The 23099-nt window shown below is 35.7% G+C and carries 23 protein-coding genes; 4 read left to right on the top strand and 19 right to left on the bottom strand.

Going from position 1 to position 23099, the window contains the following annotated elements; all coding sequences use genetic code 11:
- The 10 genes from CD31_RS01620 to CD31_RS01665 all read right to left on the bottom strand — a co-directional run.
- Positions 1-695: discoidin domain-containing protein (locus CD31_RS01620; protein ID WP_036075278.1), on the bottom strand; the 695-nt coding region annotated here is incomplete at its 3' end.
- A 239-nt stretch (positions 696-934) separates the two neighbouring features.
- The gene (locus tag CD31_RS01625; protein WP_036075279.1) at positions 935-1630 is read right to left on the bottom strand and encodes a phage tail protein; all 696 of its coding nucleotides are present in this window, start codon (positions 1628-1630) and stop codon (positions 935-937) included.
- A 94-nt stretch (positions 1631-1724) separates the two neighbouring features.
- A complete protein-coding gene (locus CD31_RS01630; RefSeq protein ID WP_036075281.1) occupies positions 1725-2201 on the bottom strand; it encodes a GNAT family N-acetyltransferase in 477 nt (158 codons plus the stop codon).
- A 45-nt stretch (positions 2202-2246) separates the two neighbouring features.
- Complete coding sequence (locus tag CD31_RS01635) at positions 2247-3365, bottom strand: hypothetical protein (protein ID WP_036075283.1); 1119 nt, start codon at positions 3363-3365, stop codon at positions 2247-2249.
- Between the two features lie 27 nt (positions 3366-3392).
- Positions 3393-4505: a hypothetical protein gene (locus CD31_RS01640; RefSeq protein ID WP_036075285.1), complete on the bottom strand. Its 1113-nt coding sequence runs from the start codon at positions 4503-4505 to the stop codon at positions 3393-3395.
- A gap of 19 nt (positions 4506-4524) precedes the next feature.
- Complete coding sequence (locus CD31_RS01645; RefSeq protein ID WP_036075287.1) at positions 4525-5589, bottom strand: hypothetical protein; 1065 nt, start codon at positions 5587-5589, stop codon at positions 4525-4527.
- Positions 5590-5654: 65 nt separating this feature from the next.
- Entirely contained in the window at positions 5655-5888 is a 234-nt protein-coding gene (locus tag CD31_RS01650) for a GNAT family N-acetyltransferase (protein ID WP_016992394.1), read from the bottom strand.
- 605 nt (positions 5889-6493) lie between these two features.
- A complete protein-coding gene (locus CD31_RS01655; protein ID WP_036075289.1) occupies positions 6494-7216 on the bottom strand; it encodes an amino acid ABC transporter ATP-binding protein in 723 nt (240 codons plus the stop codon).
- The gene (locus CD31_RS01660; protein WP_036075291.1) at positions 7209-7868 is read right to left on the bottom strand and encodes an amino acid ABC transporter permease; all 660 of its coding nucleotides are present in this window, start codon (positions 7866-7868) and stop codon (positions 7209-7211) included. Before CD31_RS01660 ends, CD31_RS01655 begins: the two co-directional genes overlap by 8 nt.
- A 131-nt stretch (positions 7869-7999) precedes the next feature.
- Positions 8000-8794 carry a transporter substrate-binding domain-containing protein gene (locus CD31_RS01665; RefSeq protein WP_036075293.1) on the bottom strand — a complete coding sequence of 265 codons (795 nt, stop codon included), beginning with the start codon at positions 8792-8794 and terminating at the stop codon, positions 8000-8002.
- A gap of 423 nt (positions 8795-9217) precedes the next feature.
- Between CD31_RS01665 and CD31_RS01670 the strand changes: the two genes are divergently transcribed.
- Both CD31_RS01670 and CD31_RS01675 read left to right on the top strand, forming a co-directional pair.
- Positions 9218-12226: an ATP-binding protein gene (locus CD31_RS01670; RefSeq protein ID WP_036075295.1), complete on the top strand. Its 3009-nt coding sequence runs from the start codon at positions 9218-9220 to the stop codon at positions 12224-12226.
- 5 nt (positions 12227-12231) lie between these two features.
- A complete protein-coding gene (locus tag CD31_RS01675) occupies positions 12232-12954 on the top strand; it encodes a DNA-binding response regulator (RefSeq protein ID WP_244905107.1) in 723 nt (240 codons plus the stop codon).
- A 231-nt stretch (positions 12955-13185) separates the two neighbouring features.
- Here CD31_RS01675 and CD31_RS01680 read toward each other — a convergent pair whose 3' ends face one another.
- Genes CD31_RS01680 through CD31_RS01710 form a run of 7 tightly spaced genes read right to left on the bottom strand, consistent with a single transcriptional unit; the run spans position 13186 to position 18961 of the window.
- Positions 13186-13554, bottom strand: coding sequence for a Na+/H+ antiporter subunit G (locus CD31_RS01680; RefSeq protein WP_016992397.1), 369 nt, complete (start codon positions 13552-13554; stop codon positions 13186-13188).
- Positions 13532-13816 (bottom strand): Na(+)/H(+) antiporter subunit F1, encoded by a 285-nt coding sequence (locus CD31_RS01685; RefSeq protein ID WP_004233151.1) that lies wholly within the window; start codon positions 13814-13816, stop codon positions 13532-13534. Before CD31_RS01685 ends, CD31_RS01680 begins: the two co-directional genes overlap by 23 nt.
- Complete coding sequence (locus tag CD31_RS01690) at positions 13816-14298, bottom strand: Na+/H+ antiporter subunit E (protein WP_016992398.1); 483 nt, start codon at positions 14296-14298, stop codon at positions 13816-13818. Before CD31_RS01690 ends, CD31_RS01685 begins: the two co-directional genes overlap by 1 nt.
- On the bottom strand, positions 14298-15803 hold the full coding sequence (locus tag CD31_RS01695) for a Na+/H+ antiporter subunit D (protein ID WP_036075303.1): 1506 nt from the start codon (positions 15801-15803) through the stop codon (positions 14298-14300). Before CD31_RS01695 ends, CD31_RS01690 begins: the two co-directional genes overlap by 1 nt.
- Positions 15796-16134: a Na(+)/H(+) antiporter subunit C gene (locus tag CD31_RS01700; RefSeq protein ID WP_004233143.1), complete on the bottom strand. Its 339-nt coding sequence runs from the start codon at positions 16132-16134 to the stop codon at positions 15796-15798. Before CD31_RS01700 ends, CD31_RS01695 begins: the two co-directional genes overlap by 8 nt.
- A gap of 3 nt (positions 16135-16137) precedes the next feature.
- Positions 16138-16560: a Na(+)/H(+) antiporter subunit B gene (locus tag CD31_RS01705; protein WP_016992399.1), complete on the bottom strand. Its 423-nt coding sequence runs from the start codon at positions 16558-16560 to the stop codon at positions 16138-16140.
- Entirely contained in the window at positions 16550-18961 is a 2412-nt protein-coding gene (locus tag CD31_RS01710; protein ID WP_176408540.1) for a Na+/H+ antiporter subunit A, read from the bottom strand. Before CD31_RS01710 ends, CD31_RS01705 begins: the two co-directional genes overlap by 11 nt.
- A 564-nt stretch (positions 18962-19525) precedes the next feature.
- Here CD31_RS01710 and CD31_RS01715 point away from each other — a divergent pair.
- A complete protein-coding gene (locus CD31_RS01715) occupies positions 19526-20212 on the top strand; it encodes an adenine nucleotide alpha hydrolase family protein (RefSeq protein ID WP_036075307.1) in 687 nt (228 codons plus the stop codon).
- Positions 20213-20240: 28 nt separating this feature from the next.
- On the opposite strand, the gene CD31_RS01720 is transcribed toward CD31_RS01715, so the two are convergent.
- Complete coding sequence (locus CD31_RS01720) at positions 20241-21446, bottom strand: MFS transporter (RefSeq protein ID WP_036075309.1); 1206 nt, start codon at positions 21444-21446, stop codon at positions 20241-20243.
- 101 nt (positions 21447-21547) lie between these two features.
- Between CD31_RS01720 and CD31_RS01725 the strand changes: the two genes are divergently transcribed.
- The gene (locus tag CD31_RS01725) at positions 21548-22267 is read left to right on the top strand and encodes a DUF421 domain-containing protein (RefSeq protein WP_016992400.1); all 720 of its coding nucleotides are present in this window, start codon (positions 21548-21550) and stop codon (positions 22265-22267) included.
- Between the two features lie 25 nt (positions 22268-22292).
- Here the strand turns inward: CD31_RS01725 and CD31_RS01730 are convergent, their stop codons facing one another.
- Complete coding sequence (locus CD31_RS01730) at positions 22293-22997, bottom strand: CBS domain-containing protein (protein WP_016992401.1); 705 nt, start codon at positions 22995-22997, stop codon at positions 22293-22295.
- Between the last annotated feature and the right edge of the window lie 102 nt (positions 22998-23099).

A 23099-nucleotide genomic window follows, 5' to 3' on the forward strand; every position in this document is an offset into this window, starting at 1 on the left:
TGGTTCACGGTCTTTCCTGCTGGCTGCGTTCCGATTGCTGGCGTCTCGGAATTTACTATTTCACCAACTGGAGACCCCCATAATTCAAACTCATAAATATTTGTTGGATTTGGCTTTCCAGCCTCAGCCATTAAAGGATCGACATTTGTTACTTTTATGCGAAAATATTGATATGTCACTGTAGGAGAAAGTGATTTATTAATAGTTACTGTATATCCATCTTCATCAACTGAATATCTATTTTCATCAATTGTAGTGTTATTTAAAGAAGAGTCAATAGGAGTAAAAACTTTTCCATCCTCACTACCTTCTAAATAAACATCTTTAAATTGATAATTCTCCTTTACTGAAAAGGCTATAACTTTCCAACGATTAATTATATGAGGACTCCCTAAATCAACCATTAACCAAGCTGGATTGGTTTCAGAAATAGGTTCACTACTTGGAAAATTATTTGTAGTCCATGAATACCATGAGGTTGTTTCGTCTCCGTCAACAGCGTTACCACCTACACCCCATTCTTCTTCGACTTCACTTGATACTGTAACTTCTTTCCCTAACGCAACATTCTCACCACCTGTATCTGAACTGGCACTTACTTCCATACCTGTAAATATACCAAAAGAAATTAAATTAAGAAGCAATAAACCAACCACAAATACGGAAGTTATTTCCAACCTCTTTTTATTATCCATTCAATCCTCTCCTCAAAATAAATTTAGCTCCTTGATTGTAAGGATTGTTAATACAAATCAAGATTTAAATTCCAATATATAAGCACTTTAAAAATTGTATTCTCACTATTAAATACCCCTTTAAGGATGTCCAAAATGTTCTAATATCGATCACAATCAATTAGGTACACCACAGATATCTATGAAATTATATTTTACGCTTAACAAATAATTAGCGTTATAAAATTCTAGTTTTCTTGTTAATGTGGCCTCATCGGATAAATACCCTGGTAACATATAATATAATTTATAACTAGATAAGGTTGCATATTCGCAACAGGAATGCCAGAGCCTGTTACGCCAGTATTCGATGTTCCTGTTATCGTTCCATTTACGGTTCCTGTTACTGTTCCCGTTACTGTTCCTGTAGCCTTCACCGTATCATTCTGTAGTGTAATATCTGGTGAATTTGTGCTGTATATGTTTACATCTTGATTAGCAGCCGTTTTTGCTACACCTAAACATTTATTTGAACCGGGCACAGATGTCGTATTCCCTGGTACCGTGGTTGCATTCTTAGGTAAATTCACAGTAACCTCACAAGCCCCATTACTAATACTTCCACCACTAATTCCTGCACTAAATGTATTATTTAATGTAACAGTATGATTATGTGGTGGTATCTGACTTGTTTGCAAGGTCACATTTTCACTACCTGCCATTTGTCCAATTTGCCTATTTGTTAATCCTACACCTTGCCCCATTCCTACTGGCACTCTACCTCGTAAATCGGGTAATTTAAAAGTAGTTGTAGCATTCCCTCCATATTGTGCACCTATTAATGAATAAATCGCCTGATATTGGTTTATTGGCAATTCCTGACCTTGACATAATAACCACCCATCAGGAGCCCAATCTAAAGACCAAGGTAATATAGTTCCGACAAAAGCTTCCATTATTAAATTCTCCCTTCTCACTTATAAATTATTTTTCAAAATTACTATCAATTAATCTCACTAAATTCAAATACCCTTATTATCGAATACCCACTTATCTATCAACCTCCCAAATCAATAGTAAATATGGGGGCGTTTCATCCGTAACAACAAACCCACATCTCTCATACAACCTCTGTGCAGGATTTCCCATCAACACATTAAGTTCTATAGGCAACCTCAATTCAGCAGCTACATGCTGAAATTCCCTCAATAGCGCTGTACAGATTCCTCTCCCTCTATATTCGGGAATTATAAAAATATCAATCAGACGTATTGCTTCTTGCTGTATCTCGGTGATCAATCTACCAATTCCTAAACCTTTGTACATTATGATTTCATATTTAGCATTAGGAAATTGTTGCTGATAAAAAGCTTTTTGAGCATCGTATTGCATGCGTAATAAACCTTCTATTTGTTGCTCATCCCATTCTAATATGGCAAATTCACTTTTTCTTGTAGATACAAATAATGAATAAAGGGTATCTTCCTCTTCAGGTAATGCTACTCTCAATTTCACTTTATCTTTCATTTTTGCTAAGCTACTCACCCCTTTTTTCAGAAATTTCAATCAATTTCAAGCAACTCTCGCTAAAATATCCTTATTTTCTTCTTTTATAGATTCGACTTCGTGGACTTCCATTTCTAAAACTCTTGCTATCTCGGATGGTGTGTGCTTCGTAAATAACATGTACATAGCCTTTATTTTCTTTGCTTGATCTCCAGAAACTTTTAAAGTATTTGAGATTTCAGCTAAATCCGTATGGCTCTCAATCAAATACGAGCCTAATAAAGTATTAGTGACTTTTTGTAGCTCATTTTGGTCCACAGCGTTTTTACATAATGCTTCTGCAGCTATACTCGCTGCCACAGATAAATCCATCCCTTTTTCATGCATCCGTTTCATAGCATTAAATTGATCCGACCATTTGCGTAATGTATAGTTTTGCTCCTTTACTAAGAAAACTAGCTCTCGATGATTTACATCCCTATCGTGTAAAAGTCCTGTCTCCTTAAAAGTCTTTGCAAGATCTTTAAAGAAAGCATTAACTTGGCTTTGCCCACGATTAATCTCTTCTTTTGTCTTAGTTAAATCCTCTTTTGCCTTATTTGTTTCTGCTTGAATATTTTCAAAATACTCTTTCCGTAATTCCCCTTGAATAATACCTGTAATAAGATAAAGGACAGCGGCTATTGCACCAAGCGTACCAAGTTTTGCAACTAAGCTATCCAGCACTTTTATTTTTCCAATCCATTGATTAACTACAAATAATGTAAGCGCGACGTATTTATCTAAAGTGATTTTTTTATAAGAAGGCACAACGATTGATAAGGAAATCAGTGGCAGCATATTTTTAAAGCACTTTCGCCATTCTAGAAATTCCATTAGCAAACTATTTAAATCATCTTGGATATCATGCTTTAAAATATTTAAGTCAATTGCTGTTCCGCTTAACTCACTTTTCAGCTCTTTTAAAAGCTTAATTGCTTGTGCCTTTCGCTCTGGGTTATCTGTACGAAATATATGGTCACCAATCCAAGCACTAATCTCTAAATCCTCGTCCAATAGCTTAGAAATGATACTATCAATTCCCTCCTTACATTCAGCCAGCTTGTCTTCTACCTCATAAATATTTTTTAGGGAAGGTTGTAATTCTTCTACATAGGTTGCTAATGTCGCTTCTGTAATCGCCATATTATCCATCCATTCTAAAATTATTTTTTAACTAACAATTGCTATTAAATCGCTATTCGTCTCTTGAATTGTCATGACTTCGTTTACATCCATTTCCAAGACTTGTGCAATTTCATCTGGCGTATGCATTTTAAATAACATGTAGGTTGCTTTTACTTTTTTAATTCTTTCTAAGGACATATCAAGCTTTTGAGACACCACACTATTGGACTCTCCAATTTCAATTAGATACGCACCCATTAACAGCTTGATATAATTGTCTAATTCATTTTCATCACCTTGTTTATTTACTAGATTTGCAGCAACCACTTCTGCTGAAAATTCAATATCTAAACCTTTATTAATCATTCGTTTCATCGAATCATATTGATCCGACCATCGTCTTAATGTACCAGCCTGTTGTTTTACAAACGATACTAGCTCCTGATGGTTTGTATATGACTTCGTTAACAAGCCTGTTTCTTGAAAGCTCTTTGCCACATCTTCAAAAAAGGTATTTACCTGCACCTGCACATCACGTATATCCTGCCTTAATTTATTAACATCTTCCATCGCAGCCTTTGTTTCTTTTTGGATATTTTCAAATAACTCCATTCTTTTCTCGCCTTGAATTATTCCATCTATTAACACCACCACGACAACAAGACCGAAAACACCTAACCCTAATACCTCAAATATTGGTAGTAATATATCCTTCAACACGATGGTTAATACAAACCCTAGCATTAATCGATGAAAGGGATTAAAAGCCTGAAATTTAGGTACAGCTATGGAGAACGCAATAAATGGTAGCCTATTATCAAAGTAAGTTTTCCATTCCCCATACTCTTTTAATAAAGTATTTAATTCATCTTGGATATCATGCTTTAAAATATTTAAATCAATTTTTGCATTAATTAATTCATTGTTTAAGTCATTTAACAGTTGAATAGCTGTTTCTTTCCTTTTTGGGTTATCTGTCCGAAATAGATTGTCACCAAGCCATGCACCTAGATCAAATCCTTCATCCTTTAATTTGGATAAAATACTGTCTATACCTCCACCGGCTTTTCCAAGCTTGTCTTCTAGTTCAATTATATTTTTGATACTGGGTTGAAGTTCCTTCACATAGTTATCTAATTGGTATTCCGAAATTGGCATAACATTTTCTCCTTTCTGATTAGGAAGTAATTAAAGAAAATAATTCTTTATTATCTTTATAAAAAGCTTCAATCTCCATAAACTCTAAGTTCACTTGTTCAGCAACTGCTGTTATGCTCTCTTGGTTTAGCAATAAGTATGCTGCTACTAACAGCTTTGCCTGTTGTTCAGATAGATTTGCATCTTGTACTAATGTCATATAGGTCGCGCCTGTTTCAAGTAGATAAGCTCCCTGTAAAGTACGCTGGTTTTGATAGATTTGCGCTGGTTCCTCTAAACTTTCGCTTAATACTTTTGCCGTTAGATGTAAAGCTTCTTGGAATTTCATATCTTTTCCAAGCATTGTATGAAGCATTTGATAATGGTCTGCCCATATTTTCAACAGTGCTCCCTTGCTTTTAATCTCAGCAATGAAGTCCTGTTGGGTATAGGGCGATGCTGTCAATCTATCACTTTGCTTTAAATTCGAGATGACATCGCCAAATTGCCTATCCAATTCATTTTCAGTATCCGTTATGATTGACATTAATTTAGCAACACTGCTTTTGGCTTCATTTATTTGCTCTTTAATGTTCACATCAAAATTTTCTAGGGTTACTATTATTTCATTCACTTGACTCGATTCAATTGTTGCAGTTAGGAGGGGTAATTTTGTTACTATCTCTTTTTCAATTAAGAGAGACAGCAATATGTTGAATTGAACATTTGAAGAAAGACTTGTCTTCAAAGGAAAGCTTGATACTGCAAATGGAAGTAAGGGAAGCATCTCCTTAAATGTTTGCTGTAATTCTCTGTTATTTTTTAGCAAAGTGTTTATTTCATTGACTAGTAGCTGTTTGACATGCGCAATACCAATTAAGGATTTTTGTAAATCCGATTGTAGTATTCTTAATTCTTCGAGATGTTTTTCTTTCTTTTTACTTGCTAATAAAAATCTTCTTTCTTTTTTTTGAATATATTTTTTGATATTGCTGTCAATGTGTACAATGACACTTTCGATTTGTCCCTCTAAATTGAAAAAGCACTGAATCGTTTGCCGTAAATTTTCTTCATATGTCTGTAAAGCCGTATTTGATATTGGCAATTCACATTCACCTCACTTTAGATTTTAATAATGGACGGGAATCAGCTTCAAAAGACTTGATACGATTATTGCCACCTCATTTTTAAATAGAGTTCATCAGTTGACACTACATGAAATCCTAGTCTCTCATATAGATTTCTTGCAGGATTTGTATGAAGAACTTGCAATATCACTGGTTTATTTTCTTCTTTTGCCTTTTGCTGAAGATTGCTAATTAGATAAGTTCCTCCTCCATTACCTTGGAAACCTGGCAAAATCCTTTTATTGAAAATCTTAATGATTATAGAATCATAAACCATGTGTGGCATATCTCCCTCACTTCATTTATCTAAAAATTCAGATTTTATAAACCCTATTAATAACTAATCCTTAATACCCAACTAAAAAGACTATTATTGCATTTATTTGGTGACTTTTAGCCTTTTTTTCATTATATTATAGGTCAATAGATTTCACTATGAAATCATTCCATTTTTTAGGTTAATTTTTCTTAACCTTTTATTATGATTAGTGAGGCTAGGAGCATTCTTTTTTAACTTCAACAATGTTCAAATACAAGTTTGCTATTGGCGAAGCTCCATGCTTTATAAAGGAATAAGCGAGAAGTAGGGTGGGTTTGCGACAATTCTCCCCAATTTAAAACACATATGATTGACGCTTTAGTCGCTATTAAGAGAGAAACTACTAAATGAAAAATAGGAATATCTAATCATCGGGGCTATGATGAGGTGGGTGGGGAAATTGAAAAGTTATTGTTACAAATTTATCCCAATATAATATGAATTGCCGGAAGACTCCTTAACAATAAACTTCCTGCAGGAGCCTATTTCTATTTGAAATGTCCTTTAAATACAAAAGGCATTTAGCTCTCCTCTAAACAGGGAAGCTAAATGCCTTTTGTATTTTATAAAACCTTCTCTAAAAAATCCTTTGCACGCTGTGTTGATGGCGCTGTAAAAAACTGATCTGGTGAAGCATCTTCTATTAGCTTGCCGCCATCTAAGAAAAGGATACGATCAGCAACCTCTCGAGCAAAGCCCATTTCATGTGTCACAATCAACATGGTCATACCAGAATCGGCGAGGTTTTTCATAACAGCTAATACCTCTTTAACCATTTCAGGGTCAAGTGCCGATGTAGGCTCATCAAATAATATAACTTTAGGGTCCATGGCAAGTGCACGCGCAATGGCAACACGCTGCTTTTGTCCCCCCGATAAGCGATTTGGATATTCTTGACGCTTCTCAAACAGACCTACTTTCTTTAGTAATTCTTCTGCTTTGCTGATAGCAGTTGCCTTATCCATACCCTTTACATTGATTGGCGCATAGGTTAAATTTTCAAGCACCGTTTTATGTGGGAAAAGATGAAAATGCTGAAATACCATACCTACTTCTTCACGTATTTTCATTATATTTGTCCCTTTATCTGTAAGGACATCCCCTGCAATCGTTACTTTTCCACTTGTAGGAGTTTCCAATAAGTTTAAGCAACGAAGAAATGTCGATTTACCTGATCCAGAGGGTCCAATAATCGCAATTACTTCTTTTTCTTTAACTTCAGTTGATATACCCTTTAATACTTCATTCTGTCCAAAGGATTTGTGTAAATCTTCAATTTTAATCACTTTTTCTCATTCCTTTCTCGATTCGTTTACCAAGGAACGTTAAAACAAGCGTCATGATGTAATAGATTACCCCTGCAAAAAGTAATGGCTCAAGATAACGATATGTCGAACCCCCTACAATGTAGGCACGGCGCATAATATCTAATGCACTAATTACTGTCACAACTGCCGTTTCTTTATTTAATGTAATAAATTCGTTTACTAAGGATGGTAAAATATTTTTTACCGCTTGCGGAATAATAATATCCTTCATCATTTTTGCATATGGAATACCCAGTGCTTGTGCCGCTTCCATTTGTCCTTTATCAACTGCATTGATACCAGCACGGATAATCTCTGAAATATATGCACCTGAGTTTAAACCAAAAGCGATAATAGCTGTTGGAATAGGCTCAATTTGGATATCTAGTAATTGTGGTACTGCATAATAAATAATTAATAATTGTAATACAAGTGGTGTACCGCGGAAAATCGACGTATAGAAATCGGCAAACCAACGTAAAAAATTCACTTTACCAATTTTACATAATGCTAAAAGTATACCTACGATAAAACCGATGATGGATGCACCGATTGCAATTTGAAGTGTAACACCTATCCCTTTTAAAATATAAGGAATAGAGGGAACGATAGCTGTAAAATCTAAATTCACAGCGCTCCCTCCTTTCTTTTCATCATGATGTAGCTGTGTTTTTGTACCCAACACAAATTTAATAGAGGCTTAAAGGATAATAATGAAAAGCACAAGCGATAGCCCAAAAGTAGAGCTATCGCACGCGATTATTATTCAACTTTTTCTAACCATTTTTCTTCTAGCTCTTGGATTTTGCCTTCTTCAGCTAGCTCTTTTAAAGCTTGGTTAATTTTATCTTTCAAATCGCTTCCCTTTGGAACAGCGATTGCTTTGAAATCTTCAGGCTGTTCTTCTACAGGGAAAGCTTCTAATTGATCATTCGTTTTTAAATAGCCTTTCGCCACGCCACCCTCTAAAATACCTGCGTCTAAACGTTTAGACATCATATCTTGAACGATCTCAGGGATACGTGTACGTCCTTCTACTGCTACATCAACCTTTTTCGCAATTTCATTACCTAAGTTTTCCTGGATAGATGCTGTTTGTACACCTATTTTTTTACCAGCTAAGTCCGCTTCTTTTTTAATACCGCTATCCTTTTTAACAAGGATTACTTGCTCTGTTTCATTATATTTATCTGAGAAATCAACTACTTTTTCACGCTCTGGGTTCGGTGTCATACCAGAAATAACGACATCGATTTTTCCTGCTTGTAGTGCTGGCACTAAACTGTTAAAGTCCATATCTTGTACTTGCATATCAACGCCTATTTTTTCTCCAACTAATTTGATTAAATCAATATCAAATCCGATAATTTCTTCACCTTTAGCTGCATCCACATATTCGAATGGCGCATAATCGGCTGATGTACCAACTTTTAATACTTGCTTACCCTCTGTATCCGTAGTAGATCCTGTATTGCTTGCATTATTGTCTTTAGTACCACATGCTGCAAGTACACCTATTACTAGTACTAGCATCATGATGAACAATTTGTTCTTCATATCCTGTAACTCCTTTTATTTATAATTTATTGTGTATGAGAATACATTTCTCTAAAATAATCGATTGGATATTTATTCATATTGAAGAATAAAAAATCTATCTGCTAATTAAGATATACTCTTTTGAAATAATAATCAAGATAAACTAAAAAATTTTCAGCCGAATATTATATACATAATTTTCTGATAAATCAATTTATTTTTGTTTTCATTTATTTTATAAAGTAACTTTACTATTTTCCGTTTTATCGTTATTTATTCCTCCATTATAAAAACAACTTAATTTCAACAGTTCAGAGATAGAGATTGATCATCATCATTTAAGCTCACAATATTTAGATCTTATCGTTAGTAGGAATTTTATATTAATGGCGTAAGTTATCTTGTATAATCCATATAAATCATTTGAAAGGGATTTTTACGATGAAAAAATTATCGTTGTTGTTCGCAATTATTATTGGTTCAATGCTGATAGCAGGCATTACCTTTTTCTTAACTCAACCTAAGTCTCATGGGCCGCAAGCGATTAAAGGTGTGATGGATTTACGTCAGCATACATTTCACGATAATACGCCTATCAAATTAGATGGGGAGTGGGCATTTATCCCGAATCAATTAGTGGATGGTGAAGCCTTTGATGCTTATCAAAGCTATCTTGTTGATGTCCCTTCCGCTTGGACAAAATATACAATTGATGGGAAACAAATACCTGTATTTGAAAGTGGAACTTATCGACTCAAGGTTTTAATCGATGATACTGAAGATATTTTAGGGATTAAAACGAGTAATATCCGAATGTCGAACGCATTGTATATTAACGGAAAGCGAGTTGGCCATAGTGGAGAGCCAGCTGAGGATAGCAGCTATATACCTCACAATACCCCGTATACTGCTTATTTTTCGCCTGATAAAAAAGAGCTTGAATTGATTGTACATGTAGCAAATTTCGATTATGCACCGGGAGGAGGAATTATTAGCTCCATTTTTTTAGGGGATCAATCAAGTATTGCAAAGCTTCGAGAGGGTGCCCTCTTCTACGATTTAATTACCTTAGCAGGTTTTTTAACAATGTTTATCTACTTTTTTGGCTCTTATCTTTATTCAAAATTTGGGATAGAGCAGCTTTACTTCTCTTTATTTTGTTTCGCAAGTGGGCTCTACACTCTCACACACGGCGAAAAATTTTTACTAGCCTTGATAAATATGCCCTACGCTCCATTTCAGAAAATACAAATGATCTCTAGTATAGCTGTAGGTCTTTTTATATTGTTGTATTTTTACCGTGCTTTAATCAAATATATGAATCGTTTGGTTGTGAAAGTGTTTTGCGCAATAGGTACTCTTCTTATGCTTGTTGCATTGCTTCCAACATCAATTAATTCACTATTTCAAAATATCAACTCATTGTATGTATTCGCAAATATTGTTTATATTTTCTATGTGCAAATTATAGCAATTTACCGACGTGCAACTGGTGTAATGTATTTAACTTTAAGCTCCCTAGCCATTTTGCTTTATTTTATCGTTGCGACGTTAAATACAAATATTAATCTTGAACTGAGTGCTCTACCACCGTTGTTGCCATTTATTTGCCTAACAATGCTTTCCCTATATATTTCTCATCGTTTTGCAGATTCTTATTTAGAAAAAGGCAAGCTAACAGAGGCACTTCTACGTGTAGATAAATTAAAGGATGAGTTTCTCGCTAAAACATCGCATGAATTCCAGACCCCTTTACATGGCATTATAGGTATTTCACAATCTATGCTGAAGGATAATAGTTTACCTATCTCAGCGGACGAACAAAAGGAAAAAGTATCCCTTATTTTTAATATTGCTGAACGTCTATCCTATTTAGTCAATGATTTACTTGATTTTTCAAAGCTGAAGGAGAATGAATTAACATTGCGGATGACTTCTGTTGATTTATATGCCATTACACATATGACTGTAGAAGTGCTCTCCTATACCATTAGCAAGAATGTCAAAATCTACAATCACATTGAGCGGGGAACCTTTGTCCAAGCAGATGAAAATCGTCTTCGCCAAATTTTATATAATTTAATTCATAATGCAGTGAAGTATACAAATGAAGGAAAAATTGATATAACTTGTTATGAGAAACAGTCATTCTTAGTAATTGAAATTAAGGATACCGGCTGTGGAATCGCGCCAGAAAATTTAAAAACTATTTTTAATCCATTCCAACAATTCAATTATTCAATCGGTGGCAGTGGATTAGGTTTACATATTACAAAGGAGCTTGTTGAGCGGCAGGGTGGGAAAATATTTGTGGATTCAATTGTCGGACAAGGTGCAACCTTTTCAATTAAATTACGAAAAGCACAGCCGACAAATGAGGAATTACCATCAATGCCAATCCAAACATACCAATATCCTTTCCTAACATTCCCACATATTGTTGAACAAATAGGAAAGAAAAAAATTCTTATTGTGGATGACGATGCTGTTAATTTAAAGGTGCTAATAGATATATTGACACAAGAAAACTATTCCATTATAGCAATTGATAATGGACACCATGTTTTTGAGTACCTTACACAGCAACCTAGTATTGATTTATTAATTTTGGATATTATGATGCCCACTATTTCTGGCTATGAGATTTGTCAACAGGTTAGACAAAATTACACGTCTACAGAGCTACCTATTCTAATGTTGACTGCGGCGATTCGCCCAGAGGATATGATTGCAGCCTTTCAATCTGGGGCAAATGATTTTTTACATAAACCTTTGGATGCTACCGAGCTTAAGACAAGGGTTCGCAATCTTCTTTTATTGAAGGAGTCTGCAGAAACAGCTGTGAAAATGGAAACCGCGTTTTTACAAGCACAAATTAAACCGCATTTTATTTATAATGTCTTAAATTCCATTCTATCCCTAAGCTATTTAGACTTAGATAAATCACGAGCAATGATTACAGATTTTGCTACATTTTTACGTAACAGTTTTGCCTTTGAAAATGCCAACAGTCTTGTTCCTTTGGAAAAGGAGCTTAGTCTTATTGAGGCATATGTAAATATTCATCGCACTAGATATCCTGAGCAATTAGAATTTAATATTTGCATGGATGAGCCTATCCAATGCCTTATTCCCCCTTTACTACTTCAGCCTCTAGTAGAGAATGCTCTTCTTCATGGTTTGAAAGTAAGGAAAGAGCGTAGCAAGCTACAATTAGTTATAAGGCAGGAAGAGCATATGATGATTTTCCAACTGATAGACAACGGCATTGGTATATCTTCAGAGCTTTTAAGGCAAATTCAAAATGGTGAAAAAACAGCTAGTCAAGGCATTGGCATTCTAAATATTTCTAAAAGATTAAAAAAATTCGATAACGCTACTATCCATTTTGATAGCCTCGAAAACAAAGGAACGACTGTGGAAATAAGATTTCCAATAATCACTATTTAGAGGATGTGAGCAGCTTGTTAAAAGCAATTATTATAGATGATGAAATTTTAGCCATTCGTTTATTAGAATCCATGCTAAAGGCAAGTGGCTCTATTGAGATTATTGGAACCTTCCAGAATCCAAAGGATGGCCTCGTAAATATTGATATATTAAAACCTGATATTTTATTTTTAGACATTGAAATGGCTGAAATGACAGGTCTTGAATTTGCTTCTAAAATAGAAGATGTCTCAAGCTATATAGATATTGTCTTTGTTACAGCGTACGAAAATTATGCTTTAGAAGCCTTTAATGTACAGGCTATAGATTATATTTTAAAGCCCATTGACCACAACCGACTCTTAAAAACAATTGAGCGGCTACTTGAACGAAGGGTACATAAAAAGTTGATGCAACATATTGATCATGCTTCTGTAAATGAAGGAACCAAAATTATTCATACATTACACTTTCATATACACTCAGGAAAGGTTTCAATCGGTGATACTGTATTAACTTTATCAACAAAGGAGTTCCAAATTTTATTCTTTTTAGCACAGCATTGCAATCAAGCCTTTCCAGCTGATGAGCTGTATCGACTTATTTGGGAAGAGGATAGCTTTGGGCAAACACAAGCCTTACGAGTTCATATCAGCAATTTAAGAAAAAAACTTGAAACCATTCCAGGTCACACAGCTAAAATAGTTATGGTAAGAGGCTCTGGGTATCAATTAGTTTTTCAAGCATAATTTGAAAGGGAAGTTGATTAAACCGCTCAACTTCCCTTTCACTTATTTAAACTCCACTTGAATGTTAAGACTTGTCCAATGTTTACTACCTTCAAGCCACTGCTCTCTCATCTCTCGTGCAGGGATTTCACCACTCTCTTTTAACAATCTATTGATCCATTTTGCAATTCAACTTTTTCATTTTTTTTTGCACTAAAAAGACTGTTTGCTTTCGGGCAAACAGTCCTCCTTCTATTTAACCGTATGTTCTTCAGGGAACAATTTTGATTTTAATTCATCTTCCCCAGAGCCCTTCGCTAATGGAACGCGAGAACGATAGGCTGCACGACAAATTAAATGCCCTGCGACTGGTGCTGTCACAAAGACAAAAAGAATACCTAAAATAAGCCGTACACTAACAAAACCGTCATGCACCCAGAAATAGATAAACGCTCCTAACAAACAGGTTAAAACGGATAATGTAGAGCTTTTCGTTGCAGCATGTGATCGTGTATAGACATCTGGTAAGCGAATCATTCCAAATGCGCTAATAACACTCACTATGGAACCTATAAGAATAAGGATAACTGCTGCCCATTCAATCATTTGATTTACGTTCAACAATCACACCTCTTTCTATATATTTTGTAAATGCAATCGTTCCGATAAACGCTAAAATACCTAAAATAAGGATAGCTTCTAAATATGCTTTAGTCTTCAATATAATTGAGACAATCGCAATAGCGGATAATAAATTAACACCAATTGTATCGAGAGCTATTGCTCGATCAGGCATTGATGGGCCGCGGATAACACGATATAACGACAGCGCAATTGAAATACTAAAGAAAGCAAGTGCAAGAAGTAATATATTGTTAATCATTAGCGTGTCACCTCCATTATTGCTTGTTCAAATTTTCCAATCGATCGTATAACGGCATCCTTAGACTGCTCTATGTCCATAGCATGGATATAAAAGACATCTCCCTCTTCCGATACCTCCATGACGACAGAGCCAGGTGTTAATGTTAGCAGTAAAGCAAGAGCTGTAATCTCCCAATCACCCTTTAATACAGTTTTATAGGTGAAAATACCAGGTGTAATATTTAGCTTAGGTGTAGTGATTTGTCTTAATACACTATAGCTTGATAAAAATAGCTCCCAGTTAAACAGCCATAATAACTTGATGATGGAAAAGACTCTTCGCATGTAAAATTGAGTACCATAAAAGCGATGCATCGCATATAGAATACCCATACCTACAACAAAGCCCATTAAAAATGTTGAAAATTGTGGTGTCACTTCATCCTGTAGAAGTAACCAAAGTGCTGCGATAAATAAATTTAAAATAAACTGCATCGCCATTATTTATTCACCTCACCTTGCCATTGTTGGCCATCTAAAACTGCATCAATATAAATAGATGGTGTATAAAGTGTTTCAGCTGCATCTGTGACAAATGGTGCCAGTTTTTCTGCCCCAATACCTAAACCAATTGTGCAAACAGCCAGTAATGTTAATGGCAACAATATACGTTTAGGTAACGGTTTTTCATCCTCTAAGCTAATAATGGTTTCCCCAAAAAAGGAAGAAAGAAATATCCGCAGTAGTGAATATAAAACAATTAAACTAGAGAAAAAACCTAGTCCTAATAGAACAAAATGGCCACCCTCTATCGCACCTTGCCCGATTAAAACCTTTCCTAAAAAGCCACTTAATGGTGGTATACCAGCTAGTGAACACATCGCTATAAAAAACAACCATCCAAAAAAGGGATAATTACGAATAAGTCCACTCATTTTATCAATTACTGTTTCCCCAGTGACATATATCATCATACCAACAGCTAAAAACAACATAGCCTTCGCTACCATATCGTGCATTAGATAATAGATAACACCTTGTAAGGCTGACTCAGTGCCTACCGCTAGCCCAATTATTATAAAACCAACGCCAATTAGCACATTGTAGGAGGCTATTGTTCTAACATCACGACCAGAAAGTGCACCGATACAACCTGCAATAATTGTAATTCCCGCCATGATGCCAAGTGCTGTGTGTGTGACTTCAGGATTATTAGGGAACAACAGCGTAAAAGTACGTACAAGTGCATACATCCCTACCTTTGTTAATAAAGCAGCAAATAAAGCTGCAATGGCAGTTGGTGGTACGCTGTACGAGCCTGGTAACCAGAAGAATAATAAAAGTCCAGCCTTCAAGCTAAAGACGATTAAGAAGATAAGCGCCACTGTTGTAATAAGCGGATTAGCTCCTGCCTCCATTACACGAATGGAAATATGGGCCATATTTAATGTGCCTACTGTTCCATACAGAAAAGCGAGTGCCACCAAGAAAATCCAAGAGGCAACAATGTTGATGAGCACATATTTTAATGCTTCACGTAGCTGAATTTTTTCACCACCTAGACTGATCAGTGCGTAGGAAGCAAGCAACATTACTTCAAAACATACAAATAAGTTAAAAATATCGCCCGTCAAAAATGAGCCATTGACACCTGCTATCATCAGCAGCGTAAATGGATAAAAATACATTTTTTCATATCTTAGCTCCATTGTAAAAATTGTATATAGCATACAAATGAGGGCTACAATATTTGCAACTAACACTAATAATGTCGCAAATGAATCGGCTACAAATGAGATTCCAAATGGTGGTGCCCATCCACTAAAATCAATGCGCATCACTCCCTGCTCTTGAATCTCTACTAATAAAATGACGCTAATGATAATAATAAAACTCAATGTCAATAAGCTGATGATGCGTTGTAGCGTCACATGTTCTTTTAAAAACACCAGTAAAATAGCCGTAATTACCGGTACAATTAATGGTAAAACAATCATATTACTCATCAGGTGTACCTCTCAATTCATCAAAATTCCCTGAACCATTTGTTTTGTACGCACGATACCCTAAAACGAGAACAAAGGCCGTGACAGCAAAGCTAATCACAATTGCTGTTAATATTAATGCTTGAGGTAATGCATCTGTATATGGTCCCTCTGATTCTCCTAATAACGGTACATCCCCTTTTTTTAGACCTCCCATAGTCAGAATCAGTAAGTGGGCAGCATGAGATAAAACAGCAGTACCTAAAATAACACGCAGTAACTGCTTCGAGAGGATTAAGTACGTCGCAACAGCTACTAATATACCTACTAAAACAAGTATTAAAGACTCCATTGGCTACTCATCCTCACTTATACTTAAAATAATTGTTACAACAACCCCGACCACCGTTAAAGCAACACCCGCTTCAAAAATAGTGACAGTTGAAAAGCCCATTTTCCCAAAAATAGGAGCATCTATATACGTATGTGCTTGTGTTAAAAATGGCACATCGAAAAACAACGAGCCTATTGCAGTTCCAGTTGCAAGCAATACACCAAGAGCTGCAACTTTTTTAAAGTCGAAAGGCATCCCCTTATGCACAGTTTCTATATCGTAGGCTAGATATAATAAGACAACGCCCGAGGCCAACACCAGACCACCTATAAAGCCACCACCAGGAGCGTGATGTCCAGCAAAGAACAAATACACACCGAGTGTTAAAATAATGAAAACGACAACCTTGGTGATGGTCCTTAAAATCACATCGTTAATTTTCATGATCTGCTTCCTCCTTTCGTGGCTTAAGCTTTGTCAGAGCATAGACCCCTAAGCCAGCAATTAGAAGAACAACAACCTCAAGCATCGTATCAAAAGCACGGAAATCCCCTAGTATTGTATTAACGATGTTGGAACCGCCAGCCAATTCATAAGCATCATTGAAGTAAGTAGACACTGGTTCAAAGCGATCATAGTGTACTACTGCTAAGCCAACAATTGTTACGGTTGCACCAACAAAAATAGAAATCAATGCTTTTGACCATTGAACCCTTTTACGCGGTACCTCTGGCATTAAATCTGGTAAATATTTAAAACATAAAAGGAATAAAGCTGTTGTAACCGATTCAACAACTAATTGTGTTAAAGCTAAATCTGGCGCACGGAAAATAACAAAGAAGAAGGCAATAGAATAGCCCAATACACCATTTAGCAACATGGCTGTCACTCGACCCTTTGCAAAAATCATCCAAACAGCTGCAAAGATCATAACAAATACAAGAATTAACTCGTAGGATTCTATAGCGGAATCTTTGTCAAAATTAAAGGTCATGGCATCTGACCAAACAAAATAACCAGCTATAAGTGCAACAAAAAATACATATATATAGACAAAATAATGTGTTAAATTACCTGTCATATATTTATTTGTAAGCTTCTGTGAGCCATTTTCACTCATCTCTATCATTCGATTGTAATACGTATTAAACGTATACTTTTGTGAAAATAGACGATAAAGGGGCTTCCAGCTTTTTAATGTTTTAAATAAGATAATCCCAATAATAATGACACCTACTGTCATCAATAACTCTGCATTGACGCCATGCCATGCATGAATATGTGGTGTTAGCTCGCTTGTAGTTGGGAATGTAGGATAAATACTTGCCATTGCAGGCTCTAAAATATAGTGACCTAATACATTAGGGAAGAAAAAGATACCAACTACCAACAAGCATAAAATAATCGGTGATAGTAACATGCCAAGTGGAGCTTCGTGTGGTTTTTTATCAATCTTCTCTGGCTGTAGTTTACCCAAAAATGTACGACTAATTAAAATCAAACTATAGACAAAGGTAAAAATACTTGCCACCCATGCTACGATTGGGAAAAGTAACCCTATATCAGCAATAGAAAATGCTTCTACATCGCGAATAGCTAATACTGCTGCAAAAAACATTTCCTTACTTAAAAAGCCATTAAATGGTGGTAATCCTGCCATTGAGAAGCTACCAATCACTGCGATTGTAAAAGTGATAGGCATGAAAGACATTAAGCCACCTAGACGACGAATATCACGAGTACCTACTTCATGATCGACAATTCCAACCATCATGAATAAAGCACCTTTAAAGGTCGAATGATTCACAAGGTGAAATAATGCCGCAAAGCTTGCTTGGGTGTATAGAATTGAGTTTTTCTCATAGCCATAATAATGACCAACAGACCCAAGACCAAAGAGGCTCATTATTAAACCAAGCTGACTCACTGTTGAAAAGGCTAATAATGCTTTTAAATCCGTCTGACGGACAGCATTAAATGAGCCCCAGAATAATGTAACTAGGCCGATTACGCTAACTAGCCAGAACCACACTGCCTCTCCACCAAAAACGGGTGAAAAACGAGCAACTAAATAAATGCCTGCCTTTACCATTGTTGCGGAATGTAAGTAAGCACTAACAGGTGTTGGGGCCTCCATAGCATCAGGCAACCAAATGTGGAATGGAAATTGTGCCGATTTTGTAAAAGCTCCTAGTAAAATTAGAATAAGCGCTGGGGTAAATAAGGCATGATCTCGTATAACCTCTACATTGGCTACAATTTCACGAATACTAAATGTATGAGAAGCTACATAGAGCATTAAGAAACCCGCAAGCATTGATAGTCCGCCAAAGACTGTAATCATCATCGCTTTTTTGGCCCCTGCCCGAGATGCCTTTCTATGATGCCAAAATGCGATTAATAGGAATGATGACACACTCGTTAATTCCCAAAATGTGTATAATACCATTAGGTTATCTGAAAAAACAACGCCAAGCATAGCGCCCATGAATAGTAATAAATAGCAGTAAAAATGATGAAGAGATTCTTTCGTTGATAAATAAAAAATAGAATATAAAATGACCAAACTACCTACACCTGTAATCAGCAGACCAAAAATCATACTGAGTCCATCTAGGTAAGTGGTGAAATTTATATTAAAAGAGGGAATCCACTCATATGTATGAATAAACGTTTTACCCTCGGCTAATTGAGGAATATAGCGAGCAAGTAAAAGAAACAAAATGAATGGAACAGATAAAACAAACCAGCCAAGATGTGTGACACGCCTTAGTCGCCTGTAAAGCAATGGAATTAGAGCAGCACAAACAAATGGCAAAAGTATCGCAATGAGAACTGTGACCAAATGAAAACCTCCTACTATCAAAATCATCTAGCAAATTTTTGTGGTGATTGACATGTAAAGTGCTAAGACTTTAGAAATTTGTTCAAGCTAAGTAACATATTAGATGTATTCTTGAAATTTTTTAATGGAATGTGGTGGGGTATCAAAGTGCCTAATTGTTTATAAAAATGGTTATTTTAGTTATTTAGTCACTTCTAACCCGATGCAAGCCTAAATAACTTGTGGAAAATCAGATAATTTATACAGTTATAACTCAGTTAATATCAGTACAATGAAGACACTTGACTATCTATTTAACTCACTGCATAATAGTGTGGCATATGAAAGCAAATTAACATAGATGCACAGAATGCATAAATTAAATAATCTCAAATTATTGATTTAAGCTTAATCCTTCAAGGGTTTTCCAATATATTTTCGTTAACTTTTATACATTTTTAAGTATACAATATAAATGAGCATAATGCACTGTAACAGCATTGATTTTAGCTGTTTTAGGATAATTTTTTCATAATCAACAGTGAAATTAACAAAATACCAACAGATAAGAGGTGTACATTTTTTATGAAGCATGTAAAAGGGCGTTTGGATGAAAGTATATTAGTTTGTGTTTACTACGGCTTAAATGGCGAACGTTTGATTCGTCGTGGTCATAAGATGGCCACAATGCTTGATTGCCCACTCTATATTCTTTCAGTCGATTCGCAACCCCTTGATGCATTTGACGCAGAAAAATCTAGTTATATAGAGCAATGGAAAAAGTTATCAGATGAGCTTGAGGTTGAAAAATTTATTTTGCAAGATAATGAAAAACGCCCCATACAAAAAGTTATTGCAGAGGTCGCAAAGAATTATAGTATTTCGCAAATTATCGTAGGGCAAAGCGCACAAAGCCGTTGGGAGGAAATCACGAAAGGTTCGTTCCTAAACGTACTGTTAAAAGAAGTTCCTTTTGTTGATTTTCATATTGTAGCTGTTCAACGCCCAACAGACGATGATGCAAATGAAACCTATGAAAAAGGAGTACGTGCTTACTTAATTAAAGAACAGGAGAACTTTAAAGTAGCATTTACATGTCCTAAGTATGTATCGATTGAAGGTATATTCTTCAAAGAAATTGGCACAGATTTTGACAACGGCATCTTTAAATTTACTTACAACGATAAAATGCATGAAGTTCATATTTCAGAGGGCTATGTAATTGATCAGGAGAAACTACCAGCAGAATTTTTAGCTCCATTAAGACAATAAAAAAAACGCGTATCTACGCGTTTTTTTATTAGACAGCAGCTGAAGCAGGTTTATCCTTCGGTAAGAAGAAGGCAACTAGTAATAATAAAGGTAATAATGAAACGACAATCATTGTAAAATCAATGCCTTTATGATCCATTAAAACGCCGATAACCATTGCCCCTATTGCGCCCATACCAAATGCAAAGCCCGTAGTTAAACCAGCCATTGTGCCAATTTTTGTTGGGACTAACTCTTGCGCATAGACCACCGTTACGGAGAAGCTAATCATAATCAACGTACCGATAATAACTAAAAATAGCATAGCGGCCCATAATGGTACATATGGCAATGCTAAACAAAATGGCATAGGGCCTACTACAGAAAGAATAATGACATTTTTCCTACCAATACGGTCTGATAAAGAACCTCCAAAAAAGGTACCTACTACACCAAATGCCATGAAGGTGAATATTAATATTTGCCCTAGTCGCAGGCTGACATCATAGTGATCCATCAAATAAAACACATAAAAGCTCGTTATATTTGTTGTATAAAATGATCGTGCAAAAATAATTGTAAATAATAAAGTTAATGCAATTCCAACTTGTTTCTTTGTTAATGGAGGCAATGTTGAGACGAGTACTCTCTTTTTCTTAGTGGTACGCTCCTGCTCCAACTGTTTTTTATACCATGTAGCAATTTTACTTAATAAAATGATACCAAATGTTGCAATGACTAATATGATCGCAGCCCCACGTTGCCCAAGAATATCAAAGATGTAAGCACTAATTAATGGTGCAAGTGCTTGCCCTGAATTTCCCCCCACTTGATAAATAGACTGCGCAAGACCTCGTTTAGATCCAGCTGCCATAAAGGAAACTCTCGATCCCTCAGGGTGAAAGATAGCTGACCCAAAGCCTATAAATAATACCGCAATAATAATAATCCAATACTGCGTTGTGAATGCTATAATGGCAATCCCTATAAACGAACTAATCATACCGATGGGTAAAGCATAGGGCATTGGTTTTTTATCACTGATAAAGCCTACAGCAGGCTGTAATGCAGAAGCAAATATGTTTAATACGAAAGAAATCAGCCCAATTTGTGTAAAGGTCAATCCTAACTCACTCTTAAATATCGGAAACATCGCCGGGATAACAGCTTGCATCGTATCATTAATAAGGTGAGCAACACCGATAGCAATCATAATTGGATAGATTGGGTTTGTTACGTTTAATTGTTTATTCATGTTGCCACCTCACTCTTTTTTATTTACACATGATTGTCGCATACTATCGACCATTTTGCACAAGCTATAATTCGACAGCTGTAAAAGGAGTTGATATATGCATGGAAAGCTTTATTCATGCTCACTTTTGGGAAATGATTCTACGAACAACACTTTCGTTTTTTGCCTTACTAATTCTGGCACGTCTACTAGGTAAAAAACAATTAGGCCAGTTAACGTTTTTCCATTACATTACAGGTATTACATTTGGGTCGATCGCTTCAGAAATTGCCTCTCAGGAAGAAACACCCTTTTTGGATGGTATGATTTCCCTCGTTTGGTGGAGTGCTTTAACGTATTTAATGACCGTTATAACGATTAAATCTAAAAAGGCCCGCGTTCTCATTGATGATAAGCCAACGATTGTGATTCAAAAGGGTCTTATATTAGAATCAGCACTACAAAAAAATCGTCTTCATCTAGATGAGCTTACAATGATGCTTCGTGAACAAGCTATTTTCTCCGTACAGGACGTTGAGTATGCCTTACTAGAAACGAATGGGAAACTCAGTGTGCTACAAAAAACCTCCGAACAAGTGGCTACAAAGCAGGATGTTAAAGCAGATGTAACACCACCTACCTATCTTCCTACCGAAGTTATTTCTGATGGTCAACTTATTACCGAAAATATTGTTGAACTTGAGCTGACAGAAGACTGGGTAATGAAGAAATTGAAAAAGCAAAATGTGCAGTCTGTAGAAGAAGTTTATTTTGCTCAAGTCCAAACAAATGGTTCCTTGTACATCAGCTTAAAAGATAAAGCGAGACATTCAAGCCCTTAATTGCTTGTCTAGTCTCGTTTTTTTATTAATCAATTTTGACAATATCTAATGGTGTAATAATACCGAGTAATTTTTGATGTGGTTGACCATGCTCCGTTATTAATAATGCCTCAAAGCGTCTCCCTCTTTCGACTCCTTGTTTAAATATTTCCTCAGCCTCATAGATGGATATAGATCTACTGACAAATTTGTAATTCACGCTATTTTTCTCATGCAATAAGATATCATGCAGGGTTGGAATTCTTTTCGGTAGATGATCCCCACCCATCTTTGACGCAAGCCAATTTGTGATTCCTACTGTTGTGATTAGCCCCTTAAACTGCTTATTATAATAAACAGGAAATTGTGTATATTTGCGCTGACGTATCACTTTTAAAACATGTTTTAAAGAATCATTTTCTTGAAAAATCAATACTCTTTTACGGAACATTTGCCCTACAAGCGTCGGCTTAGCAAGGGTAGCATCTATGTATTCAATTCGTTCTACAACATCAGTATGTGGCTCTGCAATCACATAATGTAATGATGTACGATGATGCACAATCGCATTTCGTAAGTCTGCATATGAGCGGAGATCATCTTCATATTTCTTCACCAAGACATCCTTTTTCTTTGCTTGATCAATCAGCCGATAAAAAGGCATAAAATCCTTAGCACCTACAATATCTCGTAGTCTATGATCTATTCGATTAAACGCTGTCAGGAAACGATCGGAATTCTCAGTTCCCAATTTCATGTCCCCTCTTTCTATAGTAGTCTATATATTTTCCGAGTTATTTGACAAATTTCGAGTTACACACCCATTATATTCCTAAGTTATAGAGATTCCAAG

The organism is Lysinibacillus boronitolerans JCM 21713 = 10a = NBRC 103108 (genome assembly GCF_000772935.1).
GTDB lineage: Bacteria > Bacillota > Bacilli > Bacillales_A > Planococcaceae > Lysinibacillus > Lysinibacillus boronitolerans.

Bases quoted from the DNA above. Each gene is read 5' to 3' on its own strand.
- CD31_RS01625 (WP_036075279.1), bottom strand. From the start codon at position 1,630: ATGGAAGCTTTTGTCGGAACTATATTACCTTGGTCTTTAGATTGGGCT.
- CD31_RS01630 (WP_036075281.1), bottom strand. From the start codon at position 2,201: ATGAAAGATAAAGTGAAATTGAGAGTAGCATTACCTGAAGAGGAAGAT.
- CD31_RS01635 (WP_036075283.1), bottom strand. From the start codon at position 3,365: ATGGCGATTACAGAAGCGACATTAGCAACCTATGTAGAAGAATTACAA.
- CD31_RS01640 (WP_036075285.1), bottom strand. From the start codon at position 4,505: ATGCCAATTTCGGAATACCAATTAGATAACTATGTGAAGGAACTTCAA.
- CD31_RS01650 (WP_016992394.1), bottom strand. From the start codon at position 5,888: ATGGTTTATGATTCTATAATCATTAAGATTTTCAATAAAAGGATTTTG.
- CD31_RS01665 (WP_036075293.1), bottom strand. From the start codon at position 8,794: ATGAAGAACAAATTGTTCATCATGATGCTAGTACTAGTAATAGGTGTA.
- CD31_RS01670 (WP_036075295.1), top strand. From the start codon at position 9,218: ATGAAAAAATTATCGTTGTTGTTCGCAATTATTATTGGTTCAATGCTG.
- CD31_RS01685 (WP_004233151.1), bottom strand. From the start codon at position 13,816: ATGATTAACAATATATTACTTCTTGCACTTGCTTTCTTTAGTATTTCA.
- CD31_RS01690 (WP_016992398.1), bottom strand. From the start codon at position 14,298: ATGGCGATGCAGTTTATTTTAAATTTATTTATCGCAGCACTTTGGTTA.
- CD31_RS01695 (WP_036075303.1), bottom strand. From the start codon at position 15,803: ATGAGTAATATGATTGTTTTACCATTAATTGTACCGGTAATTACGGCT.
- CD31_RS01700 (WP_004233143.1), bottom strand. From the start codon at position 16,134: ATGGAGTCTTTAATACTTGTTTTAGTAGGTATATTAGTAGCTGTTGCG.
- CD31_RS01705 (WP_016992399.1), bottom strand. From the start codon at position 16,560: ATGAAAATTAACGATGTGATTTTAAGGACCATCACCAAGGTTGTCGTT.
- CD31_RS01715 (WP_036075307.1), top strand. From the start codon at position 19,526: ATGAAGCATGTAAAAGGGCGTTTGGATGAAAGTATATTAGTTTGTGTT.
- CD31_RS01720 (WP_036075309.1), bottom strand. From the start codon at position 21,446: ATGAATAAACAATTAAACGTAACAAACCCAATCTATCCAATTATGATT.
- CD31_RS01725 (WP_016992400.1), top strand. From the start codon at position 21,548: ATGGAAAGCTTTATTCATGCTCACTTTTGGGAAATGATTCTACGAACA.